At 70.9% G+C, this 13043-nt stretch carries 9 protein-coding genes; 6 read left to right on the plus strand and 3 right to left on the minus strand.

What is annotated here, in order from left to right; genetic code table 11:
• Positions 1-148 precede the first annotated feature (148 nt).
• The 5 genes from ABT106_RS05405 to ABT106_RS05425 are packed head-to-tail and all read left to right on the plus strand — an operon-like array spanning position 149 to position 6950.
• A complete protein-coding gene (locus tag ABT106_RS05405; protein WP_351272630.1) occupies positions 149-2143 on the plus strand; it encodes a hypothetical protein in 1995 nt (664 codons plus the stop codon).
• Between the two features lie 55 nt (positions 2144-2198).
• Entirely contained in the window at positions 2199-3707 is a 1509-nt protein-coding gene (locus ABT106_RS05410) for an SDR family NAD(P)-dependent oxidoreductase (RefSeq protein ID WP_351272633.1), read from the plus strand.
• 2 nt (positions 3708-3709) lie between these two features.
• Positions 3710-4516 carry a rhamnogalacturonan acetylesterase gene (locus tag ABT106_RS05415; RefSeq protein WP_351272636.1) on the plus strand — a complete coding sequence of 269 codons (807 nt, stop codon included), beginning with the start codon at positions 3710-3712 and terminating at the stop codon, positions 4514-4516.
• Between the two features lie 12 nt (positions 4517-4528).
• The gene (locus tag ABT106_RS05420) at positions 4529-5335 is read left to right on the plus strand and encodes an Ig-like domain-containing protein (RefSeq protein ID WP_351272639.1); all 807 of its coding nucleotides are present in this window, start codon (positions 4529-4531) and stop codon (positions 5333-5335) included.
• 13 nt (positions 5336-5348) lie between these two features.
• Complete coding sequence (locus ABT106_RS05425; RefSeq protein WP_351272642.1) at positions 5349-6950, plus strand: glycosyltransferase family 2 protein; 1602 nt, start codon at positions 5349-5351, stop codon at positions 6948-6950.
• Positions 6951-7028: 78 nt separating this feature from the next.
• Here the strand turns inward: ABT106_RS05425 and ABT106_RS05430 are convergent, their stop codons facing one another.
• Positions 7029-8171 (minus strand): hypothetical protein, encoded by a 1143-nt coding sequence (locus ABT106_RS05430; RefSeq protein ID WP_351272645.1) that lies wholly within the window; start codon positions 8169-8171, stop codon positions 7029-7031.
• Between the two features lie 127 nt (positions 8172-8298).
• On the opposite strand from ABT106_RS05430, the gene ABT106_RS05435 reads away from it, so the two are divergent.
• A complete protein-coding gene (locus ABT106_RS05435) occupies positions 8299-9360 on the plus strand; it encodes an LCP family protein (RefSeq protein WP_351272648.1) in 1062 nt (353 codons plus the stop codon).
• A gap of 66 nt (positions 9361-9426) precedes the next feature.
• Here the strand turns inward: ABT106_RS05435 and ABT106_RS05440 are convergent, their stop codons facing one another.
• Together ABT106_RS05440 and dxs are read right to left on the minus strand one after the other, a co-directional pair.
• Entirely contained in the window at positions 9427-10923 is a 1497-nt protein-coding gene (locus tag ABT106_RS05440; protein ID WP_351272651.1) for an amino acid permease, read from the minus strand.
• 104 nt (positions 10924-11027) lie between these two features.
• Positions 11028-12944: a 1-deoxy-D-xylulose-5-phosphate synthase gene (dxs, locus tag ABT106_RS05445; RefSeq protein WP_351272734.1), complete on the minus strand. Its 1917-nt coding sequence runs from the start codon at positions 12942-12944 to the stop codon at positions 11028-11030.
• Between the last annotated feature and the right edge of the window lie 99 nt (positions 12945-13043).

Consider the following 13043-nt stretch of genomic DNA (forward strand, 5'->3'; position numbering starts at 1 on the left):
CCCGTTACCTTTATGTGACCTATACAGGCAGTCATCCCCAAGCATTGGCCTGTGGTTCACCTGGAGTTCGAAGGCCCTCCATAAGGCTGCTTATACTACTCCGACACTTCACGGGATTCTCAAACCTCCTCGGGGGAGGCACCGCACTATGGGCTCCAAGCGACGGCAAGCAGTTCTCGGCATCTTGATCACCGCCGGGCTGATTCTCAGCTTCATCGGCATGATGGCCGCCGTCGCCCTCGCCTCCCTCCCGATGTTCGCGTACTGCGCGGCCGTCAGCTACGCCTGCGACCTGCTGCTCCACAACAGCGAATCGACGACGCTGGAGCGGCTGCGCGACTCCCGTTTCGGTCTCACCATGCGCTTCCTCATCCGGCAGTTCCTGCTGCTCGGCCTGTGCGGAGCCATCGCCGACATCGAGTCCTTCGTGGCGCAGATGACCACCATCGGGCTGCTGCTGCTCTTCATCCTCCAGCTCGCGTACGGCGCGCTCCTCAAGCACGTCCGCAAGATGCGCAACGAGCTGCCGTTCACCACCCGCGGGCTCGACCTGGAGGCACTCGGCATCCGCCGCATGCCGCACCCGTTCCTGGTCGACAAGCACGTGCGCAAGACCCTGCACATGGACATCCCGCTGATGGGCGGCGCGCTGGCCACCATCGCGACGGAGAACTGGCGCTGGGTCACGTACGGCATGATCGCGACCGTCTTCCTGGCCTACCTCTCCCTGCTGGTGCTGGTGCCCGACGCGCGCAACGCGCTCAAGCTGCCCACCGCCGACGAGGCCCTCGACGAACTCAACCACCAGCTGGCCGAGTACCGTCCCCAGGTCGCGCTCTACTTCACCTTCGCCGCCATCTCCAAAGACTTCATGTACCAGGTGAACATGTGGCTGGAGGCACTGGAGGAGCTGGACCTGCGGACCGTCATCGTGCTCCGCGAGCGCGCCACCCTGCGCTACCTGGACGCGACGTCCATCCCCGTCATCTGCGTTCCCAAGGCCGACAACCTGGCCCGGATCGAGATGAACGAGCTCCGCGTCGCCCTCTACCCCGGCAACGCGGGCAAGAACGTGCACATGCTCCAGCGCGCCGAGGTCAAGCACGTCTTCATCGGCCACGGCGACAGCGACAAGCTCGCGAGCAGCAACCGCGTCAGCAAGGTCTTCGACGAGATCTGGGTGGCCGGGCGCGCGGGCCGCGACCGCTACGAGCGCATCAAGCACGCCGTGACGCACAACCAGATCGTCGAGGTCGGCCGGCCCCAGCTCATGTCGCTGCACCGCTGGACCGGCAAGGTCGCCGGCCCGATGCCCACCGTCATCTACGCCCCCACCTGGGAGGGCTGGACCGACGACGCCTGCTACACCTCGGTCATCCCGGCCGGCGAGACCCTGATCCAGGCCCTGCTCGACCACGAGCAGGACATCCGGATCATCTACAAGCCGCACCCGCTCACCGGCTCGCGCTCTCCCCAGGCCGCCGCCGCGCACCGCCGCGTCATCGCCATGCTCCAGGAGGACAACGCCCGGCGCTTCGGCCGCAACGCCACCGACTCCAAGTCGGCGGCGAGGAAGCTGGCCCGGATCGACCAGCGGATCGCCGACCTCTCCGAGCGCGGCGTCCGCTCCAAGTTCCCGGACCTGACCGAGGAGGAGCGGACCGCCCGCATCAGGCGCAGCCGCAACCAGGCCGCGACCCTGTACTGGAGCGCGATCCCGGACACCGCCCACCACGTGGTGACCGAGCGGATCCCCGCCCTGTACGACTGCTTCAACCAGTCCGACCTGCTCATCGGCGACATGTCGAGCGTGGTGTCCGACTTCGTCGCGACGCTGAAGCCGTACGCGATCTTCAACCTCGACGGGCTGCCCGACGCCGAGTTCCGCAACGAACAGCGGACGGCGTACGCCTCGTACCTCCTGGACACCGAGTGCGGCGGCCTGAGCACGGCCATCGAGGCCATGCTCCATCCGCGCGAGGACGTCATGGCGCCCTACCGGGAGCAGCTCAAGGAGTACCTCCTCGGCCAGGAGTACCCGCCCTCAGGCGTCCGCTTCAACGCCGCCGCGAACAACCTGTACCGGCGGGGGCTGCTCGATTTCCCCGTGGAGTACCCGGAACACACGCACCTGCCCGCGTAGCCGGATCCCTCCCGAGCACCTCGTGCCCCATCCCCCTGCCAGGAAGAAGGAGACCTTGTCCTCCAGTGCCACCCCGCGCCGCACCATCGCCGTCGTCCTCGCCGGTGGCACCGGTCAGCGCATCGGTCTAGAGATACCGAAGCAGCTCCTCAAGATCGCCGGGAAGCCGATCCTCGAGCACACCCTGCACATCTTCGAGACCGCTCCGGACGTCGACGACGTCATCCTCCTGATGACCCCCGCCTACGTGGAGGACGCCCAGCGCATCGTGGACCGCGCGGGCCTCGGCAAGGTCACCCGGGTCCTGGCCGGCGGCTCCACCCGCAGCGAGACCACCCGCATCGCGATCCGCGCGGCGGCCGAGGACCTCGCGGCCGGCGAGGACGTCAACCTCCTCTTCCACGACGCGGTCCGCCCGCTGCTGTCGCAGCGCGTGGTCAAGGAGTGCGTCGAGGCCCTGGAGAAGTTCCAGGCCGTCGACGTGGCCATCCCCTCCTCCGACACCGTCATCGTCACCCGCACCCACGGCGACGACGGCGAGTTCATCACCGAGGTGCCGGACCGCTCCCGGCTGCGCCGCGGCCAGACCCCGCAGGGCTTCCGGCTCTCCACGATCCGCGCCGCCTACGACCGGGCCGAGGCCGACCCGTCCTTCCAGGCCACCGACGACTGCTCCGTCGTGGTCAAGTACCTGCCGGACGTGCCGGTGCACGTGGTGCAGGGCGACGAGTACAACATGAAGGTCACCCAGCCCGTCGACGTCTTCATCGCCGACAAGCTGTTCCAGCTCGCCTCGCACACCGCGCCCGCCCAGGCCGGCGAGGCCGCCTACCGCGAGCAGCTGGCCGGCAAGACCGTTCTCGTCTTCGGCGGCTCGTACGGGATCGGCGCCGACATCGCGCGGATCGCCGAGGGCTTCGGCGCCCGCGTCTTCGCCCTGGGCCGTTCCACGACCGGCACCCACGTGGAGAACCTCGACCACGTCGAGGAGGCCCTCGCCCGCGCGTACGCGGAGACCGGCCGCATCGACTACGTCGTGAACACCGCGGGCGTGCTGCGCGTCGGCCGGCTCGACGAGACCGACAACGAGACGATCCGGGAGGCGCTGGAGGTCAACTACCTCGCCCCCGTGAACATCGCCCGCGCCTCGTACAAGTACCTGAGCGAGACCGAGGGCCAGCTGCTGCTGTTCACCTCCAGCAGCTACACCCGCGGCCGCGCCGAGTACAGCCTGTACTCCTCCACCAAGGCCGCCATGGTCAACCTGACGCAGGCACTCGCCGACGAGTGGGCCGGCGACCGGATCCGCGTCAACTGCGTGAACCCCGAGCGCACCGCCACCCCGATGCGGACCAGGGCCTTCGGCCAGGAGCCCTCCGGCTCCCTGCTGACCTCGGAGTCGGTGGCCCTCAGCTCGCTCGACGTCCTGCTGTCCGAGATGACCGGCCACGTCATCGACGTGCGCAAGCAGGACCCGACCTCCTCCCCCGCCCAGCGGTCGGCCTTCGAAGCGGCTCTGGAGTCGGTGCTACTGACCCAGACCGCGGAGGAGCAGGAGGTCTAGGCGTGACGTACGCACCCGGAAACCAGCAGGGCGCCCGCCCCCGGATCTTCGTGGCGGGCGGCTCCAACGCGGTCGGCCGCCCGTACAGCTTCCTGCCGATGGCGGGCTGGACACAGGCCCTGCCGCTCTTCCTCACCGACGCGGTCGAGGTCGTCAACTGCGCCCGCGCGCGGGCCAGTTCGAAGAGCTTCCGCGAGCGCGGGCGGCTCCAGTGGATCCTGGACACCATGCGGCCGGGCGACTACCTCCTGTTCGGCTTCGGCCAGACGGACTGGAAGCCGGACCCCGGCCTGCACACGGAGCCGTTCTCCACCTTCCTGGAGCACATGGCCGCCTACGTGCACGGCACCCGCGAGCGGCAGGCCCACCCGGTGATCCTGCTGCCGTACGAGCGGCGCCGCATCGACCGGCACGGCAACGTGGCCCGCTTCCTGGGCGACTATCCGCTCGCCGCCCGCCAGCTGGCCGAGGACGAGCACGTGCCGGTCGTCGACCTGTACCGGCAGAGCCTGCAGTGGTGGGAGGAGCTCGGCCCGGAGGCGTCCAAGCGCGTCTTCACCTACCTGCGGCCGGGCGAGCCCCTCCAGCGGCACGTCCAGGACGGCGACAACGTCCACCTGCGGGCCGAGGGCGCCATCGAGTGCGCCCGCTTCATCGCCCGCAGCATGCTCGAACAGGGCATCATCCCGTCCCACTGGGGCCGGGACCTCGACCGCCGCCGGTTCTCGTACGACGAGCTGGGCTGGCTGGACGAGGAGACGTTCGCCCACAACACCAAGTCCCGTGTGTCCATGTCCCCCAGTAGTTGAGGAGTCCGGCGCGTGAATCTCCTGTGCCGGGGCCGGGCCCTCGGCGACGACCCGTCCCTGGGCGTCGTCTACGCCGCCCTCTACAGCTCGGCCGACCCGCGGCGCGGCGTCGTGCCCGGCGAGACCTTCCAGCTCGGCCTGTCCGTGGCGCCCGACCAGAGCGCCTCGCGCGGCTGCGCGTATCTCCTGGAGGCCCCCCTGAAGGGAATCGCCGAGGTCGTGGCGCTCCAGGGCCTGGAGTACTTCCCGCGGCAGCGCTGGTTCCGGGTCCGGGCCGACGCCGGCGAGACCGCCACGGGCGTCCTGCACCTGCGGCTGCGCGAATCGGTCGCCGCGCCCGTCCTGCGTCCGCAGATCATGGTGGGTGTCCCGGACGCGACGGGCCGCAGGCTGGTGCGCACCGGCAAGCTCTCGGACGAGGCGCTGCGGCTGCGGGCGCCCTCCGCCCGGGGCCTGCGCATCGAGGCCGAACCGGGCCGGCCGGGCTCGGTGAACGTCCTGTCGGCGGCCCCCGCGGGCAGTACGGCCATCTCCGTGACCCAGCCGGGCAACGGTGACGCGCAGCTGTCCTACGACGGCTGGGTCACCTACACGCCCACCCCCGGCTTCACCGGCTACGACCGGTTCGAGTACGTGGTGGGCACGCCCGCGGCCGCGAAGCTGACCTCGCACGTGAACGTCTTCGTGGGGCCGACGGCGCACATCCCGGGTGTGTTCCCGCAGCACCCGACGGATGTCGCCTTCCGTCCGTGGCAGTGGCCCGAACTCATCGGTGAGATGCCGTGGCCCCGGCCCGACCAGTCCGCGCGTAACCGATGAGGATCAACGGATCATGAACCAAGCGATCGTGCACGCCGCCGACGTCAAAGACGTGACGGTCGCGCTGCGGGTCTGCAACCAGGCCGCCGAGGTCGAAGCGTGCCTGGCCTCCCTCGTCGCCCAGTCGATCGGAACGGACCGGCTGGAGGTCATCGCCGTCGACGACGGCTCGACCGACGACAGCGGATCCCTCCTGGCCCGCGCCGCCCACCAGTACCCGCGGCTGCTGCGCGTGGGCCAGGTCCCGCGCGGGCTGAGCAGCGCGTCGGCCCGGAACTGGGCGCTCAGCCAGGCCGGCGGCCGGTACATCATCTTCCTGGACGCGACGGACCGCCTCGCGCCCGACGGGCTGGAGCGGATGCTCGCGGCGGGCGACGCGAACGAGGCCGACATCGTGCTCGGAAAGCTGGAGAGCTCCGGCCGGCACACGGTGGCGACGTCGATGTTCCGCAAGAACCAGACGCACACCGACATCTACACCTCCCGCGCGTACTGGTCGCTGACGCCGGACAAGCTGTTCCGCACCAGCCTGCTCCAGCGGCGCGGGCTGGCCTTCCCCAGCGACATGCCGTTCGGCGAGGAACAGTTCTTCACCGCCGCCGCCTACATCGGGGCGGACAACGTCTCGGTGGTCGGCGACCGCACGTGCGTGGTCAAGGGCCCCTCGCAGACGCCCTCGGCCGCCCTGGCGGACCGGGTCGCCCTGGTGTCGCGGATGCTGGCGCTGGTCAGCTCGCAGCTGCCGGAGGGGCCGCGGCGGGACCGGCTGCACGCCCGGCACCTGGAAGTGGAGCTGGGCAAGGCCACCGCCGCCGCGCTGCTGAGCGCCGAGGACCCGGCCGGCCGGGAGCGGACCCTGTGGTCCGCGTCCGAGGTGCTGCGCTCGCAGGTCTCCCCCGGGGCCCTGGCGCTGCTGCCCCGGATGCTGGCGGTACGGTACGCGCTGCTCGCGCGGGGCCGGGTCGCGGAGGCGGCGACGATGGCCGCCTTCGAGGCCGACAAGGACCGGCCGGGCGTCCGCAAGACGGTCGAGGACGGCAAGGTGTTCACGACGCTGCCGTTCTTCCGCGACCCGCAGGTGGGTCTGGAGGACGGGCTGTTCGACATCACCGGCGACATGACCGTCAGCCACCAGCTCCAGGGCGTGGGCTGGGACGGGCCGATGCTGCTCCTGGACGGGTACGCCTTCTTCGAGCAGCTGTCGACGAAGGACCGCGCGACCCGGGTGGTGATGCGGGAGCGGACGAGCGGCGCGGAGGAGGGCTTCTCCGTGACGGCCCGCCGCGACGACACCCTGACCAACGCCAAGGGCAACACCCGGGCCATGGGCCGCTTCTCGACCCGGATCAACCTGGCGCAGACCTCCAGCGGCTGGCCGGTGCCGCCCGGCGTGTGGGACTTCCACCTGGCCGTCTCCTTCGAGGGCGTGACCCAGGAGGTGCGGCTCGGCGGACGCCGGGCCGACGACCTGGACACCACCGCCCGCCAGCCGGTGGTCGTCGCGCCGGCCCCCGGCACGCAGGGCATGGAGCTGGTGGCCACGCCGTACTACACGACGTCCGGCGGCCTCAGCGTGGAGATCTCCCAGCGCACCCCGCTGCCGGACCGCGGCTGACGCACCGCCCGCCGGCGGCCGGGCGGCGGCCGGGCGGGGCAGCGTCCCCGGGCCCGGCCGGGCCCGGGGCCCGGTGGGTCAGGCCCGCTGCCAGGGGCCGAACGCGAGGCCCTCGCCGGCGGTGTCCTGCCGCGCCACGACCAGCGATCCGTCCCGGTCGAGGGCGGCCACCACGATGCGGTCCGCGGCGTCGACGGCGACCTGGGGGGTGTGCAGGCCGTGGCCGCCGAGGGAGGCCCACCAGGTGCCGTACCCCTCGTTCTCGCTGACGTAGGCGGTGAGTTCGATGTCACCCTCCGCGCCGTTCTGCGCGAGGACCGTGCAGTCGTAGCCGCCGATGACGGCCTTGCCGACGCCGGGCGTGCCGTGGCCGCCCGCCCCGCCGAGCCCCATCATGCCGCTCTGCACTCCCTGGTCCCCGGCCCGCCAGGCCACCAGCGAACCGTCCCCCGGGTAGCGCCAGAAGTACGTGGCCCTGCGCGCACCCGTCTGACACCCCGCGGGGGCTCCGGCCATCTGCGTGGCGACGCGGTCGGCGAGACGGAACTGCCCCTGCCCGGCGCCCACCCAGCGGTCGACCCCGGCCGGCCCGGCGGCCAGTACCTCCAGGGGCCCGCCGGCGGGCATCAGCGCCGTCACCCCGCCCTGGTAGGACTCGGGGGCCAGCTGCTTCCACCCGCCCCACGTGCCCTGGGAGTTGCGGCTGCGCCGCACGATGCCGCCGAGGCGCAGCGACACGATGACGTGCACGCTGCCGGAGCGCTGGTTGACGACGACGCACGGCGGCCGGACCGGGCCGTCCTGCGCGGGACCGCCGCGTACGCCGGGAACGCCCAGGCCGCGCCAGGCGGTCAGGCCGCGGCCGGACTGGAACTGGGTCGCGACGGCGAGTTCGGGGCCGTCGGAGCCGTCCGCCGGAGTGCGGAGGGTAACGAAATGGATGTAGCCCTCGTGGCTCTGCGCCATGGCCGCCGACCCGGTCCAGCCCGGTACTTCGAGCTCCTCGGGGACCGTCCAGCCCGTGCCGGGAGCCCCCGTCTCGGTCCAGCGGAGCAGTCCCCCGGCGGCGCACGCGTAGGCCGTCAGACGGCCGTCGTTGCCCCTGAACAGCCACTTTCCACTGGGGGCCGAGGGATGGGCGGGACCGGCCGCGCCGGGCGCGGCGACCTGCGCCCCGCGAGCCGGACGGGCGGGCCGGGTGCCGCCCCTGCCTGGGTTCACGACGCCGTCCGTCCTTCCGCCATGTGCCGTCTGCCGTGTGAGCGTCCGCTCCGGTTCACCCCGGACCGGCCCACTCGAAAGTCTGTCTATTATTCACATTCATCTATAGCAGAAGGGCTCTGCCTCCATGACCGACCAGCCCGCCGCACCCTCGCGCACCAGTCGGCGCAAGCCGCGCCGCGGCAAGCGCGTCCTGTGGATCGTCCTGTTGTCGGCGGCAGTCCTGATCCTCGCCGCCGGCGGGGCCGGCTGGTGGATGTATAGCAGCCTCAACAGCAACATCTCCAGTGTCGACCTGGACCGGGCCATCGGGGACGACCGGCCGAAGAAGCTCGTCGCCGGAGCACAGAACGTCCTGGTGCTCGGCTCCGACTCCCGGGCGGGGGCCAACGGCGACCTGGACCACGGCGACGTCAGCGGGGCCCGTTCCGACACCACCATGCTGGTGCACATACCCGAGGGCCGGGCCAAGGCGACCGCGGTGAGCATCCCGCGCGACACCCTGGTCAACCGGCCCGAGTGCAAGGGCGAGGACGGCAAGACGGCCCCGGCGCAGAAGCGGGCCATGTTCAACAGCATCTACGGCACCGGCGGTCCGGCGTGCGTGGTCAAGACCGTGGAGGCCATGTCGGGCGTCCGCGTCGACCACTTCGTCGAGGTGGACTTCGCGGGCTTCAAGGGCCTGGTGGACGCGCTCGGCGGGGTCACCGTCACCCTCGACAAGCCGATGACCGGGGCGAAGGGCGGCCTGAAGCTGGACGCGGGCACCCACCGCCTGGACGGCGCCGATTCGCTCAAGTTCGTCCGTACCCGCTACGGCTACGGCGACGGCAGCGACCTGGGCCGGATAGGTCTCCAGCAGCAGTTCATGATGGCGATGCTCTCCGAGATCAAGAAGCAGGACGCCCTCGGCAACCCGGCCCGGCTCTACAAACTGGCGGACGCCGGGACCAAGTCCCTGACCACGGACTCCGATCTCGCCTCGCTCACCGCGCTGTCCGACTTCGCGCAGAGCATGAAGGGCGTGGACCCGGACACCATGGAGACCATCATGCTCCCGGTCGCCTACGACAAGGTGGACCCCAACCGCGTGATCACGGCGGAGCCGCAGGCGACCCAGCTGTGGGAGGCCCTGCGCACCGACCAGAAGATCCCGGCCTCCGCGAAGAAGTCCCCCGCCACGGGCTGACGGTCACCCGCACACACGGAGCCGGCCGTACGGGTGACCGTACGGCCGGCTCCCTGCTTCGCGCGCCTAGAACTCCGCGTCCGCGCCGGCCTTGGCGAGGCGGCTGTTGCGGCGTCCGTACAGGAAGTAGACGACGACACCGATCGCCATCCACACGCCGAAGCGGATCCAGGTCTCGGCCGGCAGGTTGAGCATCAGCCAGAACGAGGCCGCGATCGACACGATCGGGACGAACGGCACCCACGGGGTGCGGAAGGCCCGGTGCAGGTCGGGGCGGGTCCGGCGCAGGACGATCACGCCGAGGGCCACCACCACGAAGGCGAACAGCGTGCCGATGTTCACCAGCTCCGCGAGCTTCTCCAGACTGGTGAAGCCCGCGACGACGGCGATGATCCCGCCGAGCAGCATGGTCGCCCGGTAGGGGGTGCGGTACTTGGGGTGGGTGATGGAGAAGACGCGCGGCAGCAGTCCGTCACGGCTCATCGCGAAGAACACCCGGGTCTGGCCGAGCAGCAGGATCATGCACACGGTGATCAGCCCGACGGACGCCCCGAGACTGATGGCGCCGGCGAAGAACGGCTGGTTCACGGATTTGAACGCCTCGGCGAGCGGGGCGGTGGGTGACATCTCCGAGTACTTCTGCATGCCGGTGACCACCAGCGTCACGGCGACGTAGAGCACCGTGCACACCAGCAGCGAGCCGAGGATGCCGCGCGGCATGTCCCGCTGGGGGTTCTTGGTCTCCTCGGCCGCGGTGGCCACGACGTCGAAGCCGATGAAGGCGAAGAAGATGAGGGAGGCCGCGGTGAAGATGCCCATGACGCCGAAGTTGGTGGGCGCGTAGCCGAAGAGCAGCTGGACCAGTGGCGCGTGCAGGCCGCCGCCCGCCTCCTGCGGCTGGGCCGGGGGGATGAACGGCGAGTAGTTGTCGGCCTTGATGAAGAACAGGCCCGCGACGATGACCAGCAGCACCACGGTGACCTTGATGGCGACCACGATCGCGGTGATCCGGGCCGAGAGCTTCGTCCCGATGACCAGGACCACGGTCAGCGCCAGGATCAGCAGGAAGGCCAGCAGGTCGAAGGTTCCTCCCGCGTCGGGTCCGGCCAGCGCGGTGGGCATGTCCCAGCCGAGGTTGGTCTCCATGAGGTGGCGCACGTACCCGGACCAGCCGACCGCCACGACGGCGGTGCCGAGCGCGAACTCCAGCACCAGGTCCCAGCCGATGATCCAGGCGGGCAGCTCACCGATCGAGGCGTACGCGAAGGTGTAGGCCGAGCCGGCCACCGGCACGGTGGACGCGAACTCGGCGTAGCAGAGCGCCGCGAGGGCACAGACGATGCCCGCCGCCACGAAGGCGAGGGCGGTGGCGGGTCCGGCGTTGTTCCGGGCCGCGATGCCCGTGAGGACGAAGATGCCGGTGCCGATGATCACACCCACACCGAAAACGGTCAGGTCCCAGGCGGAGAGCGACTTGCGGAGCGCGTGTTCCGGCTCCTCCGTGTCGCGGATGGACTGCTCCACCGTCTTGGTGCGGAAGGGGCTGTTCGTATCCCTACTCACCGACGCACCTCCGAACAGGTGTCGACGCACGCGAACGGGCCGGGAGGCCCACCTCAAGGGTGATCTCCCGGCCCGTGACGTGCAACCGCGCGGCGATCTACGGCCTAGTCGACGGTGGCCGCCGGCTCGGTGTCGTAGCGGCCGTCGAGCTTGGCCACCAGGCCCGTGACCTGGCGGGCGATGTCGGGGGCGGTCAGGCCGATCTCGGCCAGGATCTCCTTGCGCGGGGCGTGGTCGAGGAAGCGCTGGGGGATGCCGAAGTCGCGCAGGGGTACGTCGACGCCGGCGTCGCGCAGGGCCTGGGAGACGGCGGCGCCCACGCCGCCGGTGCGGCCGTTGTCCTCGACGGTGACGACGACGCGGTGGCCGTCCGCGAGGGGGGCCAGGGCCTCGTCGACGGGCTTGACCCAGCGGGGGTCGACGACGGTGGAGGTGATGCCCTGCTTGTCGAGCAGGGCGGCGATCTCCAGGCACATCGGGGCGAGCGCGCCGACCGAGACGATGAGTACGTCCGGACGGGTGACCTCGGGGCCCGGGGTGCGCAGCACGTCCATGGCGCCGATGCGTCCGACGGCGGGGACGGCCGGGCCGACGACGCCCTTGGAGTAGCGCACGACGGTGGGTGCGTCGGCGACGGCGACGGCCTCGCGGAGCTGGGCGCGCAGCTGCTCGGCGTCGCGGGGGGCCGCGAGGCGCAGGCCGGGGACGACCTGGAGGATGGACATGTCCCACATGCCGTTGTGGGAGGCGCCGTCGTCGCCGGTGACGCCGGCGCGGTCCAGGACGAAGGTCACCCCGCACTTGTGCAGGGCCACGTCCATCAGGACCTGGTCGAAGGCGCGGTTGAGGAACGTCGCGTAGACGGCGAAGACGGGGTGCACGCCGCCGCTGGCCAGGCCCGCGGCGGAGGTCGCGCCGTGCTGCTCGGCGATGCCGACGTCGTAGATGCGGTCCGGGTAGGCGTCCGCGAACTTCTTCAGGCCCACCGGCTGGAGCATGGCCGCGGTGATCGCGACGATGTCCTCGCGCTCCTTGCCGAGCTTGACCATCTCGTCGGCGAAGACCGAGGTCCAGCTGGCCGCGGCGGTCTTCACCGGCAGACCGGTGTCCGGGTGGATCACGCCGACCGCGTGGAAGCGGTCCGCCTCGTCCTGGACGGCCGGCTCGTAGCCCCGGCCCTTCTGGGTGAGGCAGTGCACGATGACCGGGCCGCCGAAGCGCTTGGCGCGCTGCAGCGCCGATTCCAGCGCCTCGATGTCGTGGCCGTCGATGGGGCCGACGTACTTGAGCCCGAGGTCCTCGAACATGCCCTGCGGGGCGATGAAGTCCTTGAGGCCCTTCTTCGCGCCGTGCAGGGTCTCGTAGAGGGGCTTGCCGACGACGGGGGTCCGCTCCAGGAGGTCCTTGCCGCGGGCCAGGAACCGCTCGTAGCCGTCGGTGGTGCGCAGGGTCGCCAGGTGGTTGGCGAGGCCGCCGATGGTGGGGCCGTACGAGCGCTCGTTGTCGTTGACCACGATGACCAGCGGGCGGTCCTTGGCGGCGGCGATGTTGTTCAGCGCCTCCCAGGCCATGCCGCCGGTGAGCGCGCCGTCGCCGATGACGGCGGCGACGTGGTGGTCCTCGCGGCCGAGGACCTCGTTGGCCTTGGCGAAGCCGTCGGCCCAGCCCAGCACGGTGGAGGCGTGCGAGTTCTCGATCACGTCGTGCTCGGACTCGGCGCGCGAGGGGTAGCCGGACAGGCCGCCCTTGGTGCGCAGCCCGCCGAAGTCCTGGCGGCCGGTGAGGAGCTTGTGGACGTAGGCCTGGTGGCCGGTGTCGAAGAGGATCTTGTCCTTGGGCGAGTCGAAGACCCGGTGCAGGGCGATCGTCAGTTCGACCACCCCGAGGTTGGGGCCGAGGTGCCCGCCGGTCTTGGAGACGGCGTCGACGAGGAAGGACCTGATCTCCGCGGCGAGCTGGTCCAGCTCCTCCTTGCCGAGCCGGTCCAGATCGCGCGGTCCCTTGATGCGGGTCAGCAGCACCCGTGCCTCCTTGCAGTCGCCAGCTGGTCTGACGAGTCTAATGTTCCGCTCGCGGGCGCGGTCATCGGGCCGTCCCGGCAGAGTCACACCTTTGTCATA

The organism is Streptomyces sp. NPDC002044, from assembly GCF_040296725.1.
In the GTDB taxonomy this organism is placed as follows: Bacteria; Actinomycetota; Actinomycetes; order Streptomycetales; family Streptomycetaceae; genus Streptomyces; species Streptomyces antarcticus.